Origin of the sequence: Microbacterium sp. LWH11-1.2 (assembly GCF_038397745.1) — a bacterium.
Lineage (GTDB): Bacteria > Actinomycetota > Actinomycetes > Actinomycetales > Microbacteriaceae > Microbacterium.
In genome coordinates this window covers 1,488,151-1,511,532 of the sequence record NZ_CP151636.1, presented here as the reverse complement: position 1 = coordinate 1,511,532, position 23,382 = coordinate 1,488,151, and the positions used below count along the sequence as shown (strand labels likewise).

21 protein-coding genes are annotated in these 23,382 nt (G+C 68.9%); 5 read left to right on the top strand and 16 right to left on the bottom strand.

Features of this window, described 5'->3' with window-relative positions:
* Positions 1 to 15: 15 nt before the first annotated feature.
* The 5 genes from MRBLWH11_RS07195 to MRBLWH11_RS07175 all read right to left on the bottom strand — a co-directional run bounded on the left by MRBLWH11_RS07195 (position 16) and on the right by MRBLWH11_RS07175 (position 5,347).
* Entirely contained in the window at positions 16 to 921 is a 906-nt protein-coding gene (locus tag MRBLWH11_RS07195) for a 2-hydroxy-3-oxopropionate reductase (RefSeq protein ID WP_341947316.1), read from the bottom strand.
* Complete coding sequence (locus tag MRBLWH11_RS07190; RefSeq protein ID WP_341947315.1) at positions 918 to 1,718, bottom strand: TIM barrel protein; 801 nt, start codon at positions 1,716 to 1,718, stop codon at positions 918 to 920. Before MRBLWH11_RS07190 ends, MRBLWH11_RS07195 begins: the two co-directional genes overlap by 4 nt.
* A 106-nt stretch (positions 1,719 to 1,824) precedes the next feature.
* Positions 1,825 to 2,652, bottom strand: coding sequence for a bifunctional allantoicase/(S)-ureidoglycine aminohydrolase (locus MRBLWH11_RS07185; protein ID WP_341947314.1), 828 nt, complete (start codon positions 2,650 to 2,652; stop codon positions 1,825 to 1,827).
* Positions 2,649 to 3,944, bottom strand: coding sequence for an aldolase (locus MRBLWH11_RS07180; RefSeq protein WP_341947313.1), 1,296 nt, complete (start codon positions 3,942 to 3,944; stop codon positions 2,649 to 2,651). Before MRBLWH11_RS07180 ends, MRBLWH11_RS07185 begins: the two co-directional genes overlap by 4 nt.
* A 5-nt stretch (positions 3,945 to 3,949) precedes the next feature.
* Complete coding sequence (locus tag MRBLWH11_RS07175; protein WP_341947312.1) at positions 3,950 to 5,347, bottom strand: NAD-dependent malic enzyme; 1,398 nt, start codon at positions 5,345 to 5,347, stop codon at positions 3,950 to 3,952.
* A gap of 144 nt (positions 5,348 to 5,491) precedes the next feature.
* Between MRBLWH11_RS07175 and MRBLWH11_RS07170 the strand changes: the two genes are divergently transcribed.
* Positions 5,492 to 6,259 (top strand): IclR family transcriptional regulator, encoded by a 768-nt coding sequence (locus tag MRBLWH11_RS07170; RefSeq protein ID WP_116634014.1) that lies wholly within the window; start codon positions 5,492 to 5,494, stop codon positions 6,257 to 6,259.
* Between the two features lie 6 nt (positions 6,260 to 6,265).
* Here the strand turns inward: MRBLWH11_RS07170 and aceE are convergent, their stop codons facing one another.
* Complete coding sequence (gene aceE / locus MRBLWH11_RS07165) at positions 6,266 to 8,998, bottom strand: pyruvate dehydrogenase (acetyl-transferring), homodimeric type (protein ID WP_341947311.1); 2,733 nt, start codon at positions 8,996 to 8,998, stop codon at positions 6,266 to 6,268.
* A 70-nt stretch (positions 8,999 to 9,068) separates the two neighbouring features.
* Between aceE and MRBLWH11_RS07160 the strand changes: the two genes are divergently transcribed.
* Positions 9,069 to 9,815, top strand: a complete 747-nt coding sequence (locus MRBLWH11_RS07160; RefSeq protein WP_341947310.1) for an SDR family oxidoreductase — start codon at positions 9,069 to 9,071, stop codon at positions 9,813 to 9,815.
* A gap of 8 nt (positions 9,816 to 9,823) precedes the next feature.
* On the opposite strand, the gene MRBLWH11_RS07155 is transcribed toward MRBLWH11_RS07160, so the two are convergent.
* The 6 genes from MRBLWH11_RS07155 to coaBC form a co-directional block, all read right to left on the bottom strand.
* Positions 9,824 to 11,251: a nucleobase:cation symporter-2 family protein gene (locus MRBLWH11_RS07155; protein WP_116633741.1), complete on the bottom strand. Its 1,428-nt coding sequence runs from the start codon at positions 11,249 to 11,251 to the stop codon at positions 9,824 to 9,826.
* 128 nt (positions 11,252 to 11,379) lie between these two features.
* On the bottom strand, positions 11,380 to 12,273 hold the full coding sequence (pucL, locus tag MRBLWH11_RS07150) for a factor-independent urate hydroxylase (RefSeq protein WP_116633740.1): 894 nt from the start codon (positions 12,271 to 12,273) through the stop codon (positions 11,380 to 11,382).
* Positions 12,274 to 12,280: 7 nt separating this feature from the next.
* Positions 12,281 to 12,622, bottom strand: a complete 342-nt coding sequence (uraH, locus tag MRBLWH11_RS07145) for a hydroxyisourate hydrolase (RefSeq protein WP_116633739.1) — start codon at positions 12,620 to 12,622, stop codon at positions 12,281 to 12,283.
* The gene (gene uraD, locus MRBLWH11_RS07140; RefSeq protein ID WP_341947309.1) at positions 12,619 to 13,122 is read right to left on the bottom strand and encodes a 2-oxo-4-hydroxy-4-carboxy-5-ureidoimidazoline decarboxylase; all 504 of its coding nucleotides are present in this window, start codon (positions 13,120 to 13,122) and stop codon (positions 12,619 to 12,621) included. Before uraD ends, uraH begins: the two co-directional genes overlap by 4 nt.
* Before the next feature lie 152 nt (positions 13,123 to 13,274).
* Entirely contained in the window at positions 13,275 to 13,742 is a 468-nt protein-coding gene (bcp, locus tag MRBLWH11_RS07135) for a thioredoxin-dependent thiol peroxidase (protein ID WP_341947308.1), read from the bottom strand.
* 47 nt (positions 13,743 to 13,789) lie between these two features.
* Positions 13,790 to 15,004 carry a bifunctional phosphopantothenoylcysteine decarboxylase/phosphopantothenate--cysteine ligase CoaBC gene (gene coaBC / locus MRBLWH11_RS07130; RefSeq protein WP_341947307.1) on the bottom strand — a complete coding sequence of 405 codons (1,215 nt, stop codon included), beginning with the start codon at positions 15,002 to 15,004 and terminating at the stop codon, positions 13,790 to 13,792.
* Positions 15,005 to 15,060: 56 nt separating this feature from the next.
* On the opposite strand from coaBC, the gene MRBLWH11_RS07125 reads away from it, so the two are divergent.
* The 3 genes from MRBLWH11_RS07125 (at position 15,061) to MRBLWH11_RS07115 (ending at position 16,542) form a co-directional block, all read left to right on the top strand.
* On the top strand, positions 15,061 to 15,759 hold the full coding sequence (locus MRBLWH11_RS07125) for an NRDE family protein (RefSeq protein ID WP_341947306.1): 699 nt from the start codon (positions 15,061 to 15,063) through the stop codon (positions 15,757 to 15,759).
* A 117-nt stretch (positions 15,760 to 15,876) separates the two neighbouring features.
* Positions 15,877 to 16,038: a hypothetical protein gene (locus tag MRBLWH11_RS07120; RefSeq protein WP_341947305.1), complete on the top strand. Its 162-nt coding sequence runs from the start codon at positions 15,877 to 15,879 to the stop codon at positions 16,036 to 16,038.
* Positions 16,039 to 16,281: 243 nt separating this feature from the next.
* Entirely contained in the window at positions 16,282 to 16,542 is a 261-nt protein-coding gene (locus MRBLWH11_RS07115; RefSeq protein WP_341947304.1) for a PLD nuclease N-terminal domain-containing protein, read from the top strand.
* Positions 16,543 to 16,890: 348 nt separating this feature from the next.
* Here the strand turns inward: MRBLWH11_RS07115 and MRBLWH11_RS07110 are convergent, their stop codons facing one another.
* The 4 genes from MRBLWH11_RS07110 to MRBLWH11_RS07095 all read right to left on the bottom strand — a co-directional run bounded on the left by MRBLWH11_RS07110 (position 16,891) and on the right by MRBLWH11_RS07095 (position 23,377).
* Positions 16,891 to 18,237, bottom strand: a complete 1,347-nt coding sequence (locus tag MRBLWH11_RS07110; RefSeq protein ID WP_341947303.1) for a reverse transcriptase family protein — start codon at positions 18,235 to 18,237, stop codon at positions 16,891 to 16,893.
* Between the two features lie 401 nt (positions 18,238 to 18,638).
* Positions 18,639 to 19,478, bottom strand: a complete 840-nt coding sequence (gene xdhC / locus MRBLWH11_RS07105) for a xanthine dehydrogenase accessory protein XdhC (protein ID WP_341947302.1) — start codon at positions 19,476 to 19,478, stop codon at positions 18,639 to 18,641.
* Between the two features lie 12 nt (positions 19,479 to 19,490).
* Positions 19,491 to 21,863, bottom strand: a complete 2,373-nt coding sequence (gene xdhB / locus MRBLWH11_RS07100) for a xanthine dehydrogenase molybdopterin binding subunit (RefSeq protein WP_341947301.1) — start codon at positions 21,861 to 21,863, stop codon at positions 19,491 to 19,493.
* Positions 21,860 to 23,377: an FAD binding domain-containing protein gene (locus MRBLWH11_RS07095; RefSeq protein WP_341947300.1), complete on the bottom strand. Its 1,518-nt coding sequence runs from the start codon at positions 23,375 to 23,377 to the stop codon at positions 21,860 to 21,862. The genes xdhB and MRBLWH11_RS07095 overlap by 4 nt, the downstream gene beginning before the upstream one ends.
* Between the last annotated feature and the right edge of the window lie 5 nt (positions 23,378 to 23,382).

Sequence of the window (23,382 nt, the reverse complement as noted above, 5' to 3'; positions counted from 1 at the left end):
GAGAAGTCCTTCAGATCAGTTCTGGGTCGCTGAGCTTGTCGAAGCGCCGCGGCCGGAGAGTTCGTTGGTGAGTGTGAAGAGACCGGAGTGGTCGAGGCCGCCGTCGCCACGGGCGACGAGGGCGTTCACGAGCTGTGCGACAGCGGCGCCGAGGGGGACGGTGACCCCCGCCGAGCGTGCCGCTGCGGTGACGATGCCCAGATCCTTGTTGTGGAGGGCGAGACGGAAGCCGGGGGTGAAGTCGCGGTCGAGCATCTTCTGCCCCTTCTGGTCGAGGACCTTGGAGCCGGCGAGTCCGCCGCCGAGAACCTTGAGCGCCGCGTCGGTGTCGACGCCGAACGCCTCGAGGAAGACCACGGCCTCGCTGAGCGCCTGGATGTTCACGGCGACGATCAGCTGGTTGGCCGCCTTGACGGTCTGGCCGGCGCCGGCGGGACCCACGTGCACGATGGTCTTGCCGATCGCGTTGAGGACGGGCTCCGCGGCCGCGAAGTGCTCAGGGGCTCCGCCGACCATGATCGACAGCACTCCGTCGATCGCACCCTGCTCTCCGCCGGAGACCGGGGCGTCGACCGCACCGAAGCCGGCGGCGATCGCCTCCTCGGCGAGGGCCTTGGCGACGTCGGGGCGGATCGAGGAGTTGTCGATCCACAGTGCGCCCGGCTTGGCGTGGGCGAAGACGCCGTCCTCGCCGCGCACGACCCCCTCGACGTCCGGAGAGTCGGGGACCATGGTGAGGATGACGTCGGCATTCTTCACGGCATCCGCGATGCTGGTCGCTCCCGTGCCTCCGGCCTCGACGAGCGCATCGATCGGCTCCTGGCTGCGGTTGAATCCGGTCACCTCGTAGCCGGCCTTGACGAGGTTCTTGGCCATGGGGAGGCCCATGATGCCGAGGCCGATGATGGCGATGCTGGTCATGAGTTCGCTCCTTCGCGGTTGAGCCAGGCGAAGGCATCCGCCTGGGTGGCTTTGTACTCGAGGCCGATGACCCCGGTGTATCCGCCGGCGCGGGCGGCGTCGATCCAGTCGGTCAGCGGCAGGTCGCCGGTGCCGGGCTCGCCGCGCCCGGGGGCATCGGCGATCTGGATGTGACCGAACTCTCCGGCGTGGTCGGCGATGACCGCGGCGACGTCGTCGCCGTTCACGGCCAGGTGGTAGAAGTCGGCGAGCAGGCGGATGTTGTCGACGCCGTGCTCGTCACGGACCCGGCCGATGATGGCCAGGGCATCGGCCGCGGTCTTCAGCGGGTACGCGTCCATTCCGGACACCGGCTCGAGCAGCACGATGCCGCCGATCTTCGCGACCGCTGCGCCCGCGATCGCGAGGTTCTGCACCGCCAGGTCGTCCTGCGTCTGCGCATCGGCGCCCTCGATGCGGTTGCCGTAGAGGGCGTTGAAGGCCTTCGTGCCGAGACGCTCGCTGATCCCGACGACGACGTCGACGTTGGCGCGGAACTCGTCTTCGCGACCGATCCAGGAGACGAGGCCCCGGTCGCCCGCGGGCATGTCGCCGGCGAAGAAGTTGAGGCCGGTGAGCTGCACGCCCGCATCCTGGATCGCGGCGACGAACGCGTCGACCTCCTCCTGCGCGGGAACGGCGGAGGTGAACGGCCACCAGAACTCCACGGCGTCGAAGCCCGCAGCCTCGGCCGCCGCCGGGCGCTCCAGGATCGGCAGCTCGGTCAGCAGGATCGAGGCGTTCACGGTGTAGCTCATGGGATCATCCTTGATTTCGTAATGTGGAAGTTAAATTCCTGTTAGTGAAAAGAGTACGCTGAACCCCGCGGCGATGTCAACGGCATCCCCGCGGGGCGCACCCGCGTCAGGTCAGCCGGATCTGGCGGTTCATGTCCTTGTACAGCAGGTAGCGGAAGTCCTCGGGGCCCCCGGCGTAGCAGGCCTGCGGGCAGAAGGCGCGCAGCAGCATGTAATCGCCCGCCTCGACCTCGACCCAGTCGTCGTTGAGGCGGTAGACGGCCTTGCCCTGCAGCACGAACAGGCCGTGCTCCATGACGTGCGTCTCGGCGAACGGGATCGTGCCGCCCGGCTTGAAGGTCACGATGTTCACCTGCATGTCATGCGCCAGGTCGCTCGCGTCCGAGAAGCGGGTGGTCGCCCACACGTCGTCGGTGTCGGGCATCGACGTCGGCTCGATGTCCTTGTCGCTGGTGACGAAGGATGCCGGTGCGTCGACGCCGTCGAGCCACTCGTAGGCCTTGCGGATCCAATGGAAGCTCGTGATCTCGTCGCCCTCGTTGGCGAGCGACCAGGTCGCGCCGGGTGCGAGGAAGGCGTAGCCGCCCTCCTCCAGCACGTGCCGCTCACCGTCGAGCGTCAGCGTGAGGGACCCGGTCGTGACGAACACGACGCCCTCCACGCCCGCCTCGACCTCGGGCTTCGTGGCACCGCCCCCGGGACCGATCTCGACGATCAGCTGCGAGAAGGTCGTCGCCGAGCTCGGCGTCGGGCGGGCGATGATCCAGGCACGGGTGTTCGTGAAGCCGGGAAGGCTGCTGGTGACGATGTCGCGCAGCACGCCCTTCGGGATCACGGTGTACGCGAGCTTGACCACGGCACGGTCGGTCAGCAGCGCCGACTGACCGGGAAGACCGCCGGCGGGCGTGTAGTAGGTGCGTTCGTGAGCGCTCATGAGGTCTCCTCCTCGGATACGGCGAGCTTCGGATGCGCGAGCTTGGTCAGCTCCGCAGGAGTGGCGGCCGCGGCATCCCGCACCTCCGCCTCGGTGACAGCACCGCACTCCAGGCCGCGCACGACGAAGCGCGCGAGAGCCCGGGCGGTGGCCGGCTCGTCCATGATGGTCGCGTCGCTGCCGTGCAGGTAGTTGTCGAGGCGACGCGCGGCGGCGGCGAAGCCCTCGCGATAGAACGCGTAGGTCGCGAGGTAGCGGGTCGGCAGCTGGGCGGCGTGCAGATCCCACCCCTGGTAGTAGCCGCGCTCGAGCGAGCGCCGTACCAGGCGCGCGTGCAGCTGCCAGGCCGCGCGCACGTGGTCGGCGTCACCGACGGGGATGACGTTGGTCGAGCCGTCGGAGAGCCGCACGCCGGTCTCGGCGACGGCGACCTGCATGACCTGCTTCGCGTAGTCGGCGGACGGATGCTCCATCGACTGGTGCGCGGCGGCGATCTGCAGCGAGGCGCTGTAGTCGTAGGTCCCGTAGTGCAGCGCCGTGACGCGGCCCTTCGCGCGGTGCAGCAGGGTCGCGACCGGCACCGATCCGTCGGCGGCGATGATCAGCTGCGGCGTCTCCATCTGCACCTCGAAGCGCAGACGTCCGGGAGCCAGACCCAGCCGCTCCTCGAAGCGCTCGCAGAGCACGATCATCGCCTCGACCTGCGCCACCGTGGTCACCTTGGGCAGGGTCAGGACGAGCCCGTCCGGCAGCGGGCCGGCGGCGGCGAGGGTGGTCAGGAATCGATCGAGGGTGCGGATGCCGCGGCGCCGGGTCGGCGCCTCGAAGCACTTGAAGCGGATGCCGATGAAGGGCGGCGCGGTTCCCGCGGCGACGGCCGCGGCCACGCGCTCGGCCGCGAGCACGGCATCCGCATCCTCTTCGGCATCCGGTCGCGCGCCGTAGCCGTCCTCGAAGTCCAGGCGGAGGTCCTCGATCGGCTCGCTGCGCAGCTTGGCGTCGACGAGCGGCGCGAGCTCCTCGGCGAGGTGCCCGAGCCCGACGGCATCGGCGAGCGCCGCCGAGCCGCCGAACGCGGCGACGGCCGCGGCGGCCTCCGCACCGAAGCGCGCGGGCAGCTCGGGGTCGAAGCGGTCGGCGGGCACATAGAGCGTGTGCACCGGCTGGCGGCTGCCTTCGTCCCCGGGGTACGAGGTCGCGAGCAGCGCGTCGGTGTCGGCGAGCCGGGCGTCGATGTCGGCGAAGTCGTCCTCGCCCAGGGTGGTGCTGCGCGGATCGACGCTGACGGGCACGGTGCTCACTCCTTGCTCGAGACGATGGAGGCGACGCGGACGATGGCCTCGGCCACGGCGCCGGCCACCAGGGGATCGAACACGCTGGGGATGATGAAGCTCGCGTTGAGCTCGTCGTCCCCGACGCGTGCGGCGATCGCCTCGGCGGCTGCGACCAGCATAGGCGCGGTGATGTCGGACACGCCGGCGTCGAGCAGACCGCGGAAGACCCCGGGGAAGGCCAGTACGTTGTTGATCTGGTTCGGGAAGTCGCTGCGGCCGGTCGCCACGACGGCGGCGTGCTTCGACGCGACGATCGGGTCGACTTCGGGCGTGGGATTGGCCATCGCGAACACGATCGCGTCGTCCGCCATGGCCGCGATGTCTTCCTCGCCGAGGATGTTCGGAGCGCTCACGCCGATGAAGACGTCGGCATCGACCATGGCCTCCTTCAGCGTGCCCTGGAAGCCGCGCGGGTTGGTGGTCGACGCGATCTCGGTGCGGTGCGCGTCGGTGTACTCGACATCCGGGTGGATCGCGCCGTCCCGGCCGCAGGCCACGATGTCGCGGGCGCCCTCGGCGAGCAGCAGCTGGATGATCGCGTTGCCGGCGGCGCCGACCCCGGACACGACGATGCGGACGTCTTCGATCTTCTTGCCGACCACCTTGAGCGCATTGCCGAGAGCGGCGAGCGTCACGATGGCGGTGCCGTGCTGGTCGTCGTGGAAGACCGGGATGTCGAGCTCCTCGCGCAGGCGCGCCTCGATCTCGAAACAGCGCGGCGCCGCGATGTCCTCGAGGTTCACGCCGCCGTATACCGGGGCGATCGCCTTGACGATCGAGATGATCTCCTCGGTGTCCTTGGTGTCGAGGCAGACGGGCCACGCGTCGACGTTCGCGAACTGCTTGAACAGCGCGGCCTTGCCCTCCATGACCGGGAGGGCGGCTTCGGGGCCGATGTCTCCGAGGCCGAGCACGGCGGTGCCGTCGGTGACGACAGCGATCGTGTTGCGCTTGACGGTGAGCTGTCGCGCCTTGCTCTTGTCTTCGGCGATCGCCAGGCAGACGCGGGCGACTCCCGGCGTGTACGCGCGGGACAGGTCGTCGCGGTTGCGCAGCGGCACGCGCGGCACGACCTCGAGCTTTCCGCCGAGGTGCATCAGGAAGGTGCGGTCGCTGACGAGTCGGACCGTGACGCCCTCGAGCGCGTCGATCGCGGCGCGCACGCGGTCGGCGTGCTCCTCCCCCGCGGTGTTGCAGGTCAGATCGACGACGATCGTCGCGGGATGCGACTCGACGACGTCGAGCGCGGTCACCGCTGCCCCGGCATCGGCCGCCGCCACGGCGAGCTCGCTGGTGACGCTGAAGTTCGAGGGAGCGTCGATCCGCAGTGTGATGGAGTTCCCGGGTCCCGGATTCGCCATGTTTCCTCCGTCTAAGTTTTCGTATCGTGGATTCTATTGTCTACTCTATGGAACTTTGAAGCAAGCACGGTAATCTTTGTGCGCGTCTGTTTCGACATGCCTCTCTCGCATGATGGAATGATCCAGACCCCGACGGAGGATCCGATGACCGATATCAAGCCCGCGAAGAGCGCCGGATCCGGCGTGCAGTCGGTCGAGCGCGTCTTCGAGCTCATCGAGCTGGTGACCGATGCCGGAGGTGACGTCACGCTGAGCGAGCTCGCGGCATCCACCGACCTCCCGCTCCCGACGATCCACCGCCTGCTGCGCACGCTCGTCTCGCTCGGCTACGCACGGCAGCTGCCGAACCGCCGCTACGCGCTCGGCCCCAAGCTCATCCGCATCGGCGAGGGAGCCTCCCGGCAGTTCGGCGCCCTCGCGCGCCCGCAGCTCAAGCGCCTCGTCGACGAGCTCGGCGAGAGCGCCAACATGGCGGTGCTCGACGGCGACATGGTCGTCTATGTCGCCCAGGTGCCGTCGCTGCACTCGATGCGCATGTTCACCGAGGTCGGCCGCCGGGCGAACCTGCACGACACCGGCGTCGGCAAGGCGATCCTCGCCCAGCTCCCCGACGAGACCGTGCGGGGCATCGTGGGGCGCGCCGGGATGCCGACGCCCACCGAGTTCAGCCTCGGCACGATCGACGACCTGCTCGCCGAGCTCGATCGCATCCGCGAACGCGGCTACGCGATCGACGACCAGGAGCAGGAGATCGGCGTCCGCTGCTTCTCGATGGCCGTCCCCGACGCCCCCACCCCGACCGCCGTGTCCGTGTCGGGTCCGATCTCCCGCGTCGACGAGGCGTTCGGCGGCCGGGCTGTCCCCCTGCTGCGCCGGGCGGCCGAGGAGATCAGCGCCGAGCTGACCGCCTGACACCGGCTACTCGGCATCCGAACCGCTCGTGCCGGCGTTCACGTCGTGCAGGCGATAGCGCTCGGCGGCCTGCGCGGGCGCTGAGGCATCCACCTCTCCGCGTGCGGCGAGCAGCTGCAGGGTGCGAACGACGATCGACGCGCTGTCGATCTTGAAGAACCGCCGCGCCGCGGCTCGCGTGTCCGAGAACCCGAAGCCGTCGGCGCCGAGCGTCGCCCAGTCGTTCTTCACGAACGGGCGCACCTGATCGGGCAGGTCCTTGGCGTAGTCGCTGACGGCGACGATCGGCCCCTCGGCGCCGGCGAGCTGCGTCTGCAGGAACGGGGTGCGGATGCCGCGCTCCGGGTGCAGGAACGCCTCCTCCTCTGCCGCGACGGCGTCGCGGCGCAGCTCCGTCCAGGAGGTCACCGACCACACGTCGGCCGCGACACCCCAGTCGTCACGCAGCAGCCGCTGCGCCTCCAGCGCCCATGCCACGCCGATGCCCGACGCCAGCAGATGGGTGCGCGGCGACTCCACCGGTGAGATGCGATGGATGCCGCCGAGGATGCCGGCGACATCGACGCCTTCGGGCTCGGCGGGCTGCACGATCGGCTCGTTGTAGACCATGAGGTTGTAGATGCGGTTGCGGTCGGTCGAGTCCGGTCCGTACATCCGCTCGATGCCGGCGCGCATGATGTGGCCGATCTCGTACCCGAATGCCGGGTCGTACGTGACGACCGCCGGGTTCGTCGCGGCGAGCAGCGGCGAGTGGCCGTCGGCGTGCTGCAGCCCCTCCCCGGTCAGCGTCGTGCGTCCCGCCGTGGCGGAGATCAGGAAGCCGCGGGTCATCTGGTCGGCCGCGGCCCAGATCGAGTCGCCGGTGCGCTGGAAGCCGAACATCGAGTAGAACACGTACACCGGGATCAGCGGCACGCCGTGGGTCGCATAGGCCGTTCCCGCCGCCGTGAACGCGGCGATGGATCCCGCCTCGTTGATGCCGACGTGCAAGATCTGCCCCGACGTCGACTCCTTGTAGGACAGCACGATGTCACGATCGACCGCCAGGTAGTTCTGACCCTTCGGGTTGTAGATCTTCGCGGTCGGGAAGAACGCGTCCATGCCGAAGGTTCGGGCCTCATCGGGGATGATCGGCACGATCCGCTGACCGAACCCGGGGTCGCGCATCAGGTCCTTCAGCACCCGGACGAAGGCCATGGTCGTCGCCGCCTGCTGCGTGCCCGAGCCGCGAGCCGCGACCTCGTACGCCTTCGGGTCGGGCAGTGCGATCGGCTCGTGCGCCGAGCGGCGCTCCGGCAGGAAGCCGCCGAGTGCGCGACGGCGTTCGCGCAGGTACGCGATCTCCGGAGCGTCCGCGCCGGGGTGGTAGTAGGGCGGCAGGTACGGGTCGGCCTCGAGTTGCGCGTCGGTGATCGGCACGCGGAGATGATCGCGGAAGTCCTTGAGATCCTGCAGCGTCAGCTTCTTCATCTGGTGCGTCGCGTTGCGCGCCTCGAAGCGCGGGCCGAGGCCGTACCCCTTGACCGTCTTCACCAGGATGACCGTGGGACGCCCGTTGTGCGCGAGCGCCTGCTGGTACGCCGCGTACACCTTGCGGTAGTCGTGCCCGCCCCGCCGGAGGCGCCAGATGTCGTCGTCGGCGAGGCCGTCGACCAGGGCACGCGCCCGAGGGTCGCGACCGAAGAAGTTCTCCCGGATGAACGCCCCCGACTCCGCCTTGTAGGTCTGGTAATCCCCGTCGAGGGTGCTGTTCATGATGTCGACCAGGGCGCCGTCCTCGTCGCGCGCGAGCAGGTCGTCCCACTCCCGACCCCAGATGACCTTGATCACGTTCCACCCGGCGCCGCGGAAGAACCCCTCCAGCTCCTGGATGATCTTGCCGTTGCCGCGGACCGGGCCGTCCAGCCGCTGCAGGTTGCAGTTCACGACGAACGTGAGGTTGTCGAGGCCTTCGTTCGCGGCGAGCTGCAGGAGCCCGCGGGATTCCGGCTCGTCCATCTCGCCGTCGCCGAGGAACGCCCAGACGTGCTGGTCGGATGTGTCCGTGAGCCCGCGGCCCTGCAGGTACCTGTTCGACTGCGCCTGGTAGATCGCGTTCATCGGGCCGATGCCCATCGACACGGTCGGGAACTCCCAGAACTCCGGCATCAGGCGCGGGTGCGGGTACGACGACAGTGCGTGCCCCTCGCGCGACTTCTCCTGGCGGAAGCCGTCGAGGTCCTCCTCGCCGAGGCGCCCCTCGAGGAAGGCGCGGGCGTACATGCCGGGCGAGGCGTGACCCTGGAAGTAGATCTGATCGCCGCCGCCCGGGTGGTCCTTGCCGCGGAAGAAGTGGTTGAAGCCCACCTCGTACAGGGTCGCCGCCCCGGCATAGGTGGAGATGTGCCCGCCGACCCCGATGCCCGGACGCTGCGCGCGATGCACCATGACCGCGGCGTTCCAGCGCATCCAGGCGCGGTAGCGCCGCTCCAGCTCCTCGTCACCGGGGTACTCGGGCTCATCGGCGGCGGCGATCGTGTTCACGTAGTCGGTCGTCACCGTCGGCTCGCCCGCCACGGTCGGCTGGGCGCGGAGGCCGGCGCGATCGACGAGGGTGCGCACGATGTGGTCGCCGCGCTCGGCGCCGCGTTCGCTGATGAGCGCGTCGAGGGACTCCAGCCACTCCGCCGTCTCCTCGGGATCGAGGTCGGCAGCGTCGAGGTCGGCGGATGTGACGGCGGAGGCGCGATTGTCGGTCACGGTACGGCCCTTCTTGTTAGATGGAGGAGTCTGCCTCGTGGGCAGCGGATCAGATTCCGGAGGTGTCGGCATGAGCGGACGCATCGCCGTCGTGACAGGCGCGGGTTCGGGTATCGGCCGCGCGGTCTCCCGCGCCCTGCTCGAGGCAGGCTTCCGGGTGGCGCTCGCAGGACGTCGCGAGGACGCCCTGCACGAGACGGCCGACGGCCACCCCGACGCGCTCGTCGTGCCCACCGACGTCACCGTCGAGGCCGAGGTCGAGACCCTCTTCGCCCGTACCGTGGCGGAGTGGGGGCGGGTGGACGTGCTGTTCAACAACGCCGGAGCCTTCGGGCCGACGGCATCCGCCGCGGAGATCTCGCTCGACGACTGGCAGCGCACCCTCGACGTGAACCTCACGGGGTCGCTGCTCTGCGCGCGGGCCGCGATGCGCGCGATGATCGCGCAGCAGCCCTCCGGCGGCCGCATCATCAACAACGGATCGATCTCGGCGCACGTGCCGCGGCCGCTGTCTGTCGCGTACACGGTGAGCAAGCACGCGATCAGCGGTCTGACGAAGTCGATCGATCTCGACGGCCGGGCGCACGGCATCTCGTGCGGACAGATCGACATCGGCAACGCCCGCACGTCGATCATGAGCGATCTCGGCGTCGGTTCCGGCGCACTCCAGCCCGACGGATCGCGACGCGTGGAGCCGACGTTCGATGTGGCGGATGCCGCGCGCGCCGTGCTGTTCATGGCGCAGCTGCCGGCCGAGTCGAACATCTCGACCCTCACCGTCGCGGCGGCGGGCATGCCCTTCGGCGGCCGCGGCTGACATCCTGTTCAGCGCCGTCGCCCGTCGCGGAGCACGCGGATGACGTCGGTCTTCACCGCCCGCACGGGACTCGCCGCGAACACCGACGGGTCCTCCGGGGTGCCTTTGCTGAAGTGGTTGAACACGAGGTTCAGCACGATCGCCATGATCGCGGCCGAGCTGATGCCCGAGCCGAAGATGACCTGGAACCACGTCGGGAAGTTCGAGTAGATGTCGTGGTTCACCTCGGGCAGCACGCCGAACGACAGTGACGCGGCGACGATGATGAGGTTCATGTTGCCGTCGTACTTCACCTTGGAGAGAGTGCGGATGCCGCTGGCGGTGACGGTCCCGAACAGCACGAGACCGGCGCCGCCGAGCACGGCGGTGGGCACAGCCGCGACCACCCGGCCGAGGATCGGGGTCAACCCGAGGATGATGAGGATCACGCCGCCCGCGGCCACGGCGTAGCGGCTCTTGATCTTCGTCACGGCGACGAGTCCGACGTTCTGCGCGAACGCGCTCTGCGTGAAGGAGTTGAAGATCGGCGAGATCGCGCTCGACACCATGTCGGCGCGCAGGCCCGCGGCAATCCGCTTGCGATCGACCTTCGAGCCCGTGATCTCGGCGACGGCGATGATGTCGGCCGTGGTCTCGGTGAGGATCACCAGCACGACGATCGTCATCGACACGATCGCGGCGAGGTCGAACGTCGGCACACCGAAGGCGAACGGCGTCGGGAACGCGAAGACCGGTCCCTCGAGCACCTTCGAGAAGTCGGCCCTGCCGATGAGGGCAGCGAAGATCGTTCCGACGACCATCGCGATCAGGATCGACAGGCGCGAGATGGTGGCGTTGCCGAGCTTGCTCAGCAGCATGATCACGAACAGCGTGAACCCGGCGATGCCGACGAACACCGGATCGGCGTAGGTCGGCGCATCGGGGTTCGCACCGGTGATCCAGCGGGCCGCGACCGGCACGAGCGAGAGCCCGATCATGGTGATGACGGTGCCCGTCACGACCGGCGGGAAGAACCGCACGATCTGCGCGAAGAACGGCGCGATGACCAGTCCGATCAGGGACGCGACGATCACCGCGCCGAACACGGCCGGCAGGCCGCTGCCCTGATTGACGATCGCGAGCATGGTCGCGACACCGGCGAACGAGACGCCCTGCACGAGCGGCAGCTGCGAACCGAAGAACGGGATGCCGAGGGTCTGCAGCAGCGTCGCGAGGCCGCCCATGAAGAGGCAGGCGGCGACGAGCACTCCGACCTCTGCGGGTGTGAGCCCGGCTGCGGCACCGATGATGAGCGGCGGCGCGATGATGCCGCCGTACATCGTCAGCACGTGCTGGAGCCCGAAGGTGAAGGCGGTGCCGGCGCCGAGGCGCTCGTCCTCCGGTCGGTTCGTCTCGTTCGTGTTCCTCTTCTTCTTGGAGCTGCGTACTTCAGACATCGGGGACCTCCTTGTCCGGGACCCGCTCTTCGGGGTGGGCGTGCGGTTGATGGGCATGACGAACGTCGGGGTGAGCCCGGTGCGTCGGGAACGGGCTCACCCCTGTTCGGGATCTCTCGGGGTTCGGCTCAGCAGAAGCCGGCGACGCCGTCCCACACGCGGTGGTCGGCATCCGCTCCTTCGCGGAGGAACGACGCCTCGATCAGGCCGTACGGGCGGTCGGCGGCGTAGAACACCTCGTTCGGGTTCTCCAGACCGAAGGGCGACAGGTCCACGACGAAGTGGTGGCTGTTCGGCGTGGAGAAGCGGATCTCGTCGATCTCGGGGTGCGCTTCGAGAACAGCTTCGGCCATGTCGTGCAGCGTGTTCTGCAGCGCGTACGAGTAGTTGGCCGAGAAGCCCTCGAGCAGCAGGCGGCGGACGTCGGCGAAGACCTCGTTGTAGTCGATGTCGGCGCGGTTGTACCGCCACTTGGCGGTGACCGAGGTCGCGAGGATGCGGTCGGTCGTCTCCTTCAGCGTCGTGTACCGGTCCTTCGGGTAGCCGACGAAGCCGCTCTCGGTGGACTTGAGGACCTTGAGGTCCGTCAGGCCGGCGATGACCGTGGTCTGCTCTCCGTCGATCTCGACGAGGGCGGTCCTGGTCTCCGTGCCGCCGCGCACGAACGAGTGGTCGTGGCCCTGACCGTCGACGGGGATGCGCTCCCACGTGTACTGCTCCGCCTCCCAGCGACCGCCGGTCACCCAGTCGAACTCGCCGGTGAAGTGACGGCCGAGACGCAGCAGGTACTCCTCGGGGCTGCCGATGCCGTCCTTGGCGAAGGCGTAGACCGTGTTCTTCTGCGTGTCCGTCGCGACGACGTTCGTGTTGTCGCCGGTGAAGTGGGCGTCGGCGAAGTCGCCGCGCAGCTGCGAGGTGACGTTGAGGTCCTCGATCTCGTGGCGGGCGGTGTCGCGCGTGACCCGCACGACGCGGACCTCGGCCTTGCCGTACTGGTTCTTGCCCAGGGTGATGGTCGTCATGTTCTTCTCAGCTTCCTCGGTAAGTGGAATAGGCGAACGGGCTGAGCAGCAGCGGCACGTGGTAGTGCGCCTGCGCAGTGTCGACCAGGAAGGTCAGCACCACCTCCGGGAAGAAGGTGTCCGTTTCGATGCCGGCGAAGTAGGTCCCCGTGTCGAACCGGAGGCGGTAGGCACCGCTCTCCAGCCGCTCGGGGCCCAGGTCTTTCACCCGTCCGTCGGCATCGGTGAGGCCCGTACCGATCCCGACCCATCCGTCGCCGTCTCGGGCCTCGAGTACGACGGCGACGCCGGGCGCGGGGCGCCCGATCGATGTGTCCAGGATGTGGGTGGTCACGTGAGAGACGCTCATGCGCGTGCTCCTTCTGTCTCGATGGCCCCGGCCAGGCGCAGGGCCGCGATCTCGCGCAGCTGCTGGTCGATGACCGCCAGCTCCTGTTCGGCGGTGTTGCCGAGCCGCTCCTGCAGCAGGGCGAGGATGTCGTCGGCTGAGCGGCCGGCTGCGCGCACCAGGAAGACGCGATCGAACGTCTCCTCGTAGGCGCGGTTGCCGTCGGCCAGCGCCGCGGCGGCCGCGGCGTCGACGCCGGACTGCTCCTTGCGGGCGAGGGCCGCCTCGGCGCTCTCGCCCTGGGCGCGTTCGCCGATGCGCGGATGGTGCGCGAGCGCACCATCGATCTCGGCGGCGGTGAGCGGTGCCGCGACCTGTGCGGCGGCCTCCGTCAGCTCCGCGATCGACGCGTACGGCCGACCGGCGATGAGCGCGTCATACCAGCGGGGAATGTCCAAGGCGGGCTTCACGACACGGACGGCGACGTCGTGCGTGCAGGAGTTGAACTCCGTGAGCAACATCTTTGATCCTCAGCACATGCTGGCATCCGGCGCGTAGGACTATACGGACGACTGACTCTTCTCCAGGAGAAGCACTACTTTCCGTATGCCGGAACTGTTATTTCAGCATGTGTAACAAGTCTGCGCACTCGTCGCGCGCTTGTCAACCCTCTTCATACACCGAGTTCGGCGCGAAGGCGAGCGACGTGCCCCGTCGGGTCGACACCGTACTCGGCGCGCTGCACGATGCCGTCGGCATCCAGCACGAAGGTCGAGCGGATGACGCCCTCGAACGTCCGATCCCCCACCGTCTTCTCACCCCATGCACCCCAGGCGCGCGCCGTGGCGGCGTCCGTGTCGGCCAGGAGGGGGAAGGTCAGTGCTTCGGCGTCGGCGAAGGCGCGGATGTCCGCGACCTCGTCGGGCGAGATCCCGAGCACCGTGTAGCCGGCGGCGGCCAGCGAGGAGAGGCTGTCACGGAAGTCGCAGGCCTCGGTCGTGCAGCCCGGCGTCGCGGCCTTCGGGTAGAAGTAGACGACCACGTTCCGGCCGCGGTGATCGGCGAGCGACGTCGGGACGCCGTCGGCGTCGGAAAGAGTGAAGGCGGGTGCGGCGTCACCGGGGACGAGTCGTTCGGTCATGATCTCTCCATTCAGGATTCCGCATCGTCAATTTCGCATTACGGAAGTCAGCTTCTGTCTGACGAAAGTGTACCGCGCACGGCGTCCCAGACGGCCGCCGCGACGGCCCGCTTCGTCCCGGAAGCCTCTCCGGCGATCACGCCGGCCGCCCCGAGGATGTGCACGGCATTGTCGGCGCTCTCGAAGCCGCGCTCCCAGCCCACCTCGTTCACGACCAGCAGATCGACTCCCTTGCGCTGCTGCTTGCGCCGCGCGCGGGCGATGAGCTCGTCCTGGTCCTCCGGCGTCTCCGCGGCGAACCCGACGACGAGCTGACCCGGACGACGGCCCGCGACCAGCGACGCGACGATGTCGGGGTTCTCGACGAGCTCGATGGACGGGATGCCGCCGCCCTCCTTGGTGAGCTTGCGGTCCGACACCGCGACGGGACGGAAATCGGCGACAGCCGCGGCCATGATCACCACGTCGGCGTCGGCAGCGGCATCCGTCATGGCATCCGCGAGCTCGGCCGCAGATCCCGCCGTCACGATCCGGACAGACGGATGCCGGGCGTCGGCGAGCACGTCACCGGCGATGTTGACCGCCACGAGCACCACCGCAGCTCCGCGCGCCGCTGCCTCCGCGGCGACGGCGACTCCCTGCCTGCCGCTCGAACGGTTGCCGAGGAAGCGGACCGGATCGATCGGCTCTCTCGTGCCGCCGGCCGACACGACCACGCGCAGGCCCTCCAGATCGCGCGGTGCGAGCAGCGCCTGTGCCGCGGCGAAGATCTCCTCCGGCTCCGACATCCGCCCCGGACCGCTGTCACCACCGGCCAGCTCGCCGTCCGCCGGACCCACGATGTGCACGCCGCGACTGCGCAGCGTCTCGATGTTCGCGCGGGTCGCCGCATGCCGCCACATCTCGGCGTGCATCGCCGGCGCGATCAGGACCGGGGCCTCGGTCGCGAGCAGCGTCGTGCCGAACAGGTCGTCCGCGAGGCCGGCCGTCATCTTCGCGATCGAGTTCGCGGTGGCCGGCGCCACGATCACCAGGTCCGCCGCCTGGCCGAGGGCGACGTGGCGCACCTTGGCGACGTCGTCGTGCACGCTCGTGGTCACCGGGTGCCGGCTGATCGCCTCCCAGGTCGGAGTGCCGACGAAACGCAGCGCGTCCTCCGTCGGGACCACCGTCACGTCGTGACCGGCCTTCGTGAGCAGGCGCACCAGGTGCACCGTCTTGTACGCGGCGATGCCGCCCGTTACCGATACGACGATGTTCACACGTCTGATTCTGCCCCAGCATCCGCGCCCCAGGGGCACGACCTAGACTGACGTGCGTGTGCACGGTCGTGATCGATGTGGCGGAGGCCGGAAGCGCGCGACTGCTCGCGGTGCGCGACGAAGACCCGGAGCGGGACTGGGATGCGCTGGGTCCGTGGTGGCCCGAACGGTATCCCGGCGTGATCGGCATCCGCGATCGTCGAGCCGGCGGCGCCTGGCTGGCGGTCGATCCGGAACGGCGTCGACTCGCCGTGCTGCTGAACCGCGAGGACGTGGGCGGCCTGCCGCTGGATCGCGCGGTCTCTCGCGGCACGCTCGCCCTCGAGTCCGTCGCCGGGCGGTCGCCGTCAGCCCCGCTCCCGATGCACGGGTTCAACCTTCTCGAGGTGCAGCCGGAGGGCGCGCGCGTGCTCAGTTGGGACGGAGCCGCCCTGCGGACGACTCCCATCGAGCCGGGAACCCACATGATCGCGCACGACGATCTCGACGACCCGTCCACCCCTCGCATCTCGACCTGGCTGCCGGAGTTCCGTGCGCTCGGCCCGGCGGCGGCCGACGCCGACTGGGTCGACACCTGGGTCGGACTGCTGGCGGCATCCGCTCGTCTTTCCCCGGAAGATGACCGCGCGATCATCCGCGACAACCGGCCGCACGGCTACCCGACGCAGTCGCTGCTGTACTGCACGGCATCCGTCACACCGGCCGGCGTCGAGGTGCTCGACCGCACCCTCCCCCGCCCGGGGCACTGGTCCTGACGCGAAGCCGCACCACCGCACCTCTTGACGCGATGCGGCGTTCGTTCTACTCTTTTCATAAAGTAGAACTTTGTTTCCGTATTATGAAATGCGAGAGCCCGCTCGAGAAGGACCGAGGTGACCACCATGCTGACTCCCGAGATCGCACCCGCAGCGGACGACGCGACCGACGAGCGGTCGATCGTCCACATCGATCCCGACTTCTACGTCCCCTCCCACGGCGACCGGGGGAACAGCTACGTCCGCGCGTTCCGCATCCTCTTCCCGAAGGCGACCTGATCGATACTGCTTGCGAGGTTCGATGATCGAATGCCATCGGCATCTGCGCCGTGTGCCGTGCCGAGAACGACGATCCCCCCGTTCCGGCGCGTTCGGTTTCGGCAGGACGTTTCGGCGGATTCCCGCACGGCGTGCATCTGGTCGTCGATGTCGATGACCAACTGAAACCGATCATTTTCGGCAGGACGCTCAGCACGGTCTTCTAGACCATGGCTGCCAGTCGCGCCTGATTAGGATCGGAGCATGTCGGACGTCACTAACCCGCTGTACCCAACCGCATATGACATCGCGTGGTCCGTGGGAGTTGTCGCCCTGTTATCGCTCGTGGTTATCGCCCTGATCTCGATAGCCCGGACGGCGAAGCGAATCACTGCGTTGCAGTCGCTGATGTGGATGCTCTTCGCGATCTTCGTTCCCTTTGTGGGACCGCTGTCGTGGTTTTTCCTCGGTCGTCGTTCTGCGGCCCGAACGCCCGGCGAAAAGAGCGTCTCTCTTCCGCTGTGACGGTTGCAGCTACCGTTGAAGAAGGGACTGGGATGACGACGAACGAACAGGACATCGCGGCCGCGCTGAGACGACTCATCGCAATGGAGCACATTTCAGAGGATTCTCTGCACTCCTTGACGAGCGTCTTCGAGCGATCATCGAGTCGCTGACGACCGCGTGCAACCTCACTGTTCACAACATCGCCAACCTCACAGGGCTGGATGTCGGAGACCTCGAGATCTGCCTCAATGCTCCCCGGTCGCTTCCGGCCGAGACAAAGTACGCGATTGCTTTGAGGACCTCCTATCTCATCAGCGCTGCCACTCAGGCACGCGCACGTTAGAGAGAGAAACGACCGTCTCGGATTCACCAACGGATGCGCAGAAACTCCGCACGGAGCTTCTCGCCTCGCTGGGGGTTCAGACTCTCGACCCACGAGATGCGGCCGAGCAGATGTGCACGGAAATCGTCGAGTCGGCGGTGATTCTGAGTGCCCGGACCGTGCACGACGCAGTTGTGGATCGTCGCCTTGAGCCGGTCGTAGTCGTCCCGTGAGACATTCGTTCGCTGGTTGACGACGATTCCGGTCACGCTCTGCCTGACGCCCTGGCGTCGGACCCTCGTTTTGCGCGGGTTGGCCACGTGCCCCTCGTCCTCGATGATCCGCTGCACACCACGGATGAAGGCATCAGGTCGCTTCGCGAGTCTCGGGCCGCCGCTGAACGCGAGGTCGTCGGCGTATCGCGTGTAGGTCGCATCGACGGCATCCGCCCATCCCGTCAGCCGTGAATCGAGACGCCGGATGGCGAGGTTGGCAAGCATCGGCGAGGAGGGAGCGCCCTGCGGCAGATGACTCGTGGCCAGCGCCCGGCGCAGGGCGAACCGCTCGTCGGATGATCCGCCCGGTGGCATGGCAGCAAGCACGCGCGGAGGAACGGCGTTGGTGCACAGCCCGGTCATGACGTGCGCGATGGGTTCGGACAGTCCCGACTGCCGAAGTGTTCCGTAGATGCGACCGCCCGTCACGCGGGAGAAGAACGTGGTGAGGTCGAGGGATATGACGATGTCGGCCCCCGTGTGGCGCGCGGCCCCAGTGGCCGCGCTGCGACCGGGCATGAAGCCGTGGACGGCATCGTTCACGGCCATGAGGCCGAGCACCCGTTCCAGGAGGCTGCGCTGTACACGGCGCATCCGTTGCTCCGGGATCTCCAGCAACCTGGGGATCCGCCCGTGCCGTGTGCGCCACTCGTACCGGTAGTGGTGCAAGGCCCCTGAGTGTGCGCGCCGATTCCAATGCTTGGTGTCGGCGAACCACTGGAGCCGGCCGATGTCCAGATCGAGCATGGCGGCGAGATCCGGGATGCTGTCGATGCGGGGAAGAGCGCCCGCGGGCGGCTGCGACACCGATGGACCGACGACGCGGTGGTGGATGCGCAACGGCGAACGGCGCTCGTCGGCCTTGCGCACCGCTTCTGCGAAATCGGGCGAACGGAGGATCACCGATGTCAGCAGCCGGGGAGCATCGACAGGGGGGCGGACGAAGGAGGTCAACACGTCGACGACGAGCGGAGAGAGCCAACGGCGACGCGCTCCCATGACGTACGCGCCGGCCTCGACGAGCTGCTCCTTCGCCCAGACCTCTGAGGCGAGGAAAGCATCGGCCAGAGAGGCGGCCACCGACGACGGCAGCGGTCGCGGCGTGCGCCCAAGCACGCGTGATGCGCTGGAGTGCACCATCAGAGGGCAGTCGCAGAGCGGTCGCCGGGCGTGCAATGGCCTGCGTACGACTCGTCCATCAGTGCGGGCACCGGTCTGCGCGAAGCGCAGTAAGGCGCCTGCGGCGTTCGTTCCAGGTCAGACTGCGCGCCCCGGGGTGACCCCGGAGAGAGCGGAACACATCGTGAACCACTCGCCTCGTCCGCAAGCCATCGCACGGCGCCACGATAGCAAGGAACACCAACGTCCGGATGCATCGACCGTAGCCCCGGGCGGTTAGCCCGACTACGCGGCCCTGATGGCCTGCCGTAAGCGACTACATGACATGCTGCGCGGAACCAGATGGGGAGGTTCCGGTGACGCCGTTGATGAGGAAGGTGACGGGCACTCATCCGGCGTCAGCTGCCCGCGGCCTCTTCCGGCGCCGCCTCCTCGATCAGCTGCAGCAGCCGCGCGGCGACGCTGACGGCGATCACGGCGGGCTGCTTGCCCGCCACCTCGGGGATGCCGATCGGCGTCACGACCCGCGCCAGGTCGCTCTCGGTCTGGCCGAGCTCGGTGAGCTTCTTGCGGAACCGCGCCCACTTCGACGCCGAGCCGATCAGGCCGATCGAGGCGAGATCGGGAGTGCGTAGAGACATGTCGACGACCGCGAGGTCCTCGACATGATCATGCGTCATCACCAGGACGTGGGAGCCGACCGGCAGCGCGGCCAGCACGGCTTCGGGCACGGGGGCAAGCGTCGCATGAACCCGCGCGACGCTGTCGGCCAAGACGCCGCTCTCGCCGGGCACCCCGATCCGCTCCGCGGCGAGCATCTCCGGCCGCGAGTCGACCAGGTGCAGCTCGACCTCGTGCCGGGCGAGGATGCGCGCGAGCTCGAGTCCCACATGCCCCATCCCGAAGATCGCGATGCTGGGCGTGACGCGCACCGGTTCGAGCATGATCGTGACCTCTCCTCCGCAGCACTGCACGCCGTACTCGGTGACGGCCTTGTCGCTCAACGTGAGAACCAGCAGCTCGGGCTCCGCCGCGCCCGCGCGGAGCATCCCTCTGGCGCGTTCGATCGCCGTGGCCTCGAGGTTGCCACCCCCGACCGTTCCGAACACGGCGTCGGGCGACACGACCATCTTCGCCCCGCCATTGCGCGGCGCATGCCCGCGCACCAGCGCGAGCGTCACGATCACCGCGGGCGTGCGCGTGGAGCGCAATCCCTGCAGCGCATCGACCCAGTCCATGTCGTGTCCCGGTCAGATCGAGGCGACGAGTTCCGGCTCGGGGGCCTCTACGGCTCCCGCCGCCTGCTGCGCGCGGCGAACGGCCCAGAAGACCGCCTCCGGTGTCGCGGGCGAGCTCAGCTCGACCATGTGCCCGGCGGGACCGAATTCTCCGACGGCCTGACGGATGGCCTCCCGCGCGCTGAACGCCAGCATGAACGGGGGCTCGCCGACGGCCTTCGAGCCGTACACGGCCCCGTCCTCGCGGGCGTTCTCGAACAGGCGCACATGGAACTGCTCCGGCATCTCCGAGAAGCTCGGCAGCTTGTACGTCGACGCCGACTGGGTCTGCAGCCGCCCGCGGTTCGGCCCGTCGCTCTCATCCCAGCGCAGCTCCTCCAGCGTCAGCCAGCCGACGCCCTGCACATAGGCGCCCTCGATCTGCCCGATGTCGAGCATGGGAGAGAGCGAGTCGCCGACGTCATGGATGATGTCGACCCGGCGCACGCTGTAGAGCCCCGTGAACTCGTCGACCTCGACCTCGGTCGCGGCCGCGCCGTAGGAGAAGTACTTGAAGGGCGAGCCCTGCATGATCTCCGGGTTCCAGTGCAGGCCCTCGGTGCGGTAGTACCCCGCGGCGAACAGCTGCACGCGCTGGAGGTACGCGGCGTTCGCCACCTCGGCGAAGGTGAGCCGCTGCGACAGGTTGCCGAGGGCGGTGACGTACCCTCCCTCGAACAGCACATCGCGCTCGTCGGCGTTCAGCAGGCGACCGGCGACAGCCGCCATCCGCCCGCGGATCTGCTCGCACGCGTTCTTGACCGCACCGCCGTTGAGGTCGGTGCCCGACGATGCCGCCGTGGCCGACGTGTTCGGCACCTTGTCGGTGCGGGTCGGCGCCAGGCGCACCTGATGCAGCTCGAGCCCGAGCGCCGTCGCGGCCACCTGCATCATCTTGGTGTGCAGGCCCTGCCCCATCTCGGTGCCGCCGTGGTTGATCAGCACGGACCCGTCCTTGTAGACGTGCACGAGCGCACCGGCCTGGTTGAAGGCCGCGAAGTTGAACGAGATGCCGAACTTGATGGGCGTGAGCGCCAGGGCGCGCTTGATGTGCGGGCTGCGGGCGTTGAACGCGGCGATCTCCGCTCGACGCTCGTCGACCTCGGCCTCGCCGCGCAGCTCGCTCCAGATCGCACCCATGCGCGGCGCGTCCTTCACGAGCTGGCCGTAGGGGGTGCTCTGGCCCGGCTGGTAGAAGTTCTTCTCGCGCAGCTCGAGCGGGTCGATGCCGAGCGCGGGCGCGACCCGGCCGAGGATGTCCTCGATGAGGAACACGCCCTGCGGCCCGCCGAAGCCGCGGAAGGCCGTATTCGAGGCCTTGTTCGTCTTCGCGATGCGGCCGTAGGCGTGCACGTTGGGGATCCAGTAGGCGTTGTCGAGGTGGCACAGGGCGCGGCCGAGCACCGGCTCGGACAGGTCGAGACTCCATCCGCCGTCGCAGGTGAGAGTGGCATCCAGCCCCTGCAGCATCCCGTCGGCGTCGAGGCCGACCTTCCACGAGATGTGGAACGGATGCCGCTTGCCGGTCATCGTGATGTCCTGGGTGCGGTTCAGGCGCAGGCGCACGGGGCGACCCGTGAGCTTCGCACCGAGTGCGGCGATCGCGGCGAGGCCGTGCGGCTGCATCTCCTTGCCGCCGAACGCCCCGCCCATCCGCAGCGACTGCACGGTCACCTCGCTGGACGTGATCCCGAGCACGTGCGCGATGATCTCCTGCGTCTCGGACGGATGCTGCGTCGAGCACTGCACGAAGTACTGACCCTCGGAGTCGCGGATCGCAAGCGACGCATGCGTCTCCAGGTAGAAGTGCTCCTGGCCGCCGAACTCGGTGACGCCTTCGAACACGTGGGCCGCCGAGGCGAGAGCGGATGCCGCGTCGCCGCGCTGCACGGTGCGGGCGATGCCCTGATACGACTCCGCGTCGATCGCATCCCGCACGGTGATGAGCGACGGCAGGGGCTCGTATTCGACCGTGACGCGCTCGGCGCCGAGGCGCGCGGCCTCCTGCGTCTCGCCGAGCACCCAGACGAGGGCGTGCCCGTAGAACATCGCCTCGCTGGGGAACAGCGGCTCGTCGTGCTTGATGCCCGCGTCGTTGATGCCGGGCACATCGTCGGCGGTGAGCACGCGCACGACGCCGGGCACCTCGTAGGCACCGGAGACGTCGACGGTGACCTTCGCGTGCGCGTTCGTGGACTGCACGGGCCACGCCGTGAGCACCCCCGCGGTGTGGGCGGCGAGGTCGTCGGTGTACATGGCGGCGCCGGTGACGTGGAGGGCCGCACTCTCGTGCGCGGCCCGGTGTCCCACGATGGGGTTGGCCGGTCGGTCGGCGAGAGCACTCATGCCGACACCTCCTTCGAGCCGATGACCGTCGAGCTGTAGAGTTTGAGCAGCGCGGTGTTGAGCATGAGCGACCGGTAGTCCGCGCTCGCGCGGTGGTCCGACATCGGGGTGCCCTCGGCTCCGAGGATCTCGGATGCCGCCCGCACCGTGGCGATGTTCCACGGCCGGCCGATCAGAGCCTCTTCCGCGGCGTAGGCGCGAAGGGGCGTGGCCGCGACACCGCCGAGACCGATCCGCGCCGCCGTGACGATCCCGTCCTCGATGTCGAGCGCGAAGGCGATCGCGACGCTGGAGATGTCATCGAAGCGTCGCTTCGCGATCTTGTGGAACGCGGTCACCGACGCGAGCGGGAGCGGGATGCGCACCGCGCGGATCAGCTCGTCAGGACGACGGATCGTCTGCCGGTAGCCGGTGAAGTACTCCGCGAGCTCGACCTCGCGCTCTCCGTCGACCGATGCCAGGACGAGCCGGGCGCCGAGCGCGAGCAGGGCGGGCGGAGTGTCGCCGATCGGGGAGCCGGTGCCCAGGTTGCCGCCGAACGTGGCGCGGTTGCGGATCAGGCGGGAGGCGAACTGCGGGAAGAGCTTCGCGAGCAGCGGCACCGCGCCGCCGAGGCGCTTCTCCACCTCGGAGAGCGGGAGCGCCGCACCGATCTCGAGCACGTCATCGTCGTGATGGAGGGTCCGCAGCTCGTCGAGCTGCTCGATCGCGATGACGAGCGGCGCGCGACGACCGCGGATGTTCACCTCGACGCCCCAGTCGGTGGAGCCCGCCACGAGCAGCGCCTCCGGCTCCTCGCGGAGCAGACGCAGGGCTTCGGCGAGGGAGGCCGGACGGATGAACCGCGACCCGTCGACCTCGGCGACCGTGGGGACTGCCGCGGGAGCGGGAGCCGCGAGCCGCTGCTGCAGGGGATCGTCCGCCTCGGGGTCACCCAGCGTGTAGGCGGCGTCGCGGATCGGCCGATACCCGGTGCAGCGGCAGAGGTTGCCGCTGAGCGCGTGCAGATCGAATCCGTTCGGGCCGTGCTCCGCGTCGTGCGAGGGGATGCCGTCGTCGTGACCGGTGCCCCCTTCGGCCGGCGTGGTCTCGGCAGGAGTGCGCTCGGACCGGTAGTACTCCCCCGCCATGCTGCAGGCGAAGCCGGGGGTGCAGTAGCCGCACTGGGATCCCCCCGCCTCGGCCAGCTTCTCCTGCACCGGGTGCAGGGCATCCGGGGAGCCGAGACCCTCGGCGGTCACGATCTCCTGACCGTTCAGCGCGTACACGGGAACCAGGCAGGCGTTGACCGGCGTCCAGGCGGTACCGCCCTCGGGCGTCGGGGTCGCGAGCAGCATCGCGCACGCTCCGCACTCCCCCTCCGCGCAGCCTTCCTTGCTGCCCGACAATCCGGTGTCGCGCAGCCAGTCGAGTGCGGTCGTGTGGGCGGCGACGCCGTCGAGCGGGCGGACCCGCCCGTTGACGTTGACGGCGGTTCCTGTGACAGCGGTCTCAGTGACGGCGATGTCGTTCATGGTCG

What these genes read in the sequence shown, in the direction of transcription:
- MRBLWH11_RS07195 (WP_341947316.1), bottom strand. Translation starts at nt 921, where the DNA reads ATGACCAGCATCGCCATCATCGGCCTCGGCATCATGGGCCTCCCCATG.
- MRBLWH11_RS07190 (WP_341947315.1), bottom strand. Translation starts at nt 1,718, where the DNA reads ATGAGCTACACCGTGAACGCCTCGATCCTGCTGACCGAGCTGCCGATC.
- MRBLWH11_RS07185 (WP_341947314.1), bottom strand. Translation starts at nt 2,652, where the DNA reads ATGAGCGCTCACGAACGCACCTACTACACGCCCGCCGGCGGTCTTCCC.
- MRBLWH11_RS07175 (WP_341947312.1), bottom strand. Translation starts at nt 5,347, where the DNA reads ATGGCGAATCCGGGACCCGGGAACTCCATCACACTGCGGATCGACGCT.
- MRBLWH11_RS07170 (WP_116634014.1), top strand. Translation starts at nt 5,492, where the DNA reads ATGACCGATATCAAGCCCGCGAAGAGCGCCGGATCCGGCGTGCAGTCG.
- MRBLWH11_RS07160 (WP_341947310.1), top strand. Translation starts at nt 9,069, where the DNA reads ATGAGCGGACGCATCGCCGTCGTGACAGGCGCGGGTTCGGGTATCGGC.
- MRBLWH11_RS07155 (WP_116633741.1), bottom strand. Translation starts at nt 11,251, where the DNA reads ATGTCTGAAGTACGCAGCTCCAAGAAGAAGAGGAACACGAACGAGACG.
- pucL (WP_116633740.1), bottom strand. Translation starts at nt 12,273, where the DNA reads ATGACGACCATCACCCTGGGCAAGAACCAGTACGGCAAGGCCGAGGTC.
- uraH (WP_116633739.1), bottom strand. Translation starts at nt 12,622, where the DNA reads ATGAGCGTCTCTCACGTGACCACCCACATCCTGGACACATCGATCGGG.
- uraD (WP_341947309.1), bottom strand. Translation starts at nt 13,122, where the DNA reads ATGTTGCTCACGGAGTTCAACTCCTGCACGCACGACGTCGCCGTCCGT.
- bcp (WP_341947308.1), bottom strand. Translation starts at nt 13,742, where the DNA reads ATGACCGAACGACTCGTCCCCGGTGACGCCGCACCCGCCTTCACTCTT.
- MRBLWH11_RS07115 (WP_341947304.1), top strand. Translation starts at nt 16,282, where the DNA reads ATGTCGGACGTCACTAACCCGCTGTACCCAACCGCATATGACATCGCG.
- xdhC (WP_341947302.1), bottom strand. Translation starts at nt 19,478, where the DNA reads ATGGACTGGGTCGATGCGCTGCAGGGATTGCGCTCCACGCGCACGCCC.
- xdhB (WP_341947301.1), bottom strand. Translation starts at nt 21,863, where the DNA reads ATGAGTGCTCTCGCCGACCGACCGGCCAACCCCATCGTGGGACACCGG.
- MRBLWH11_RS07095 (WP_341947300.1), bottom strand. Translation starts at nt 23,377, where the DNA reads ATGAACGACATCGCCGTCACTGAGACCGCTGTCACAGGAACCGCCGTC.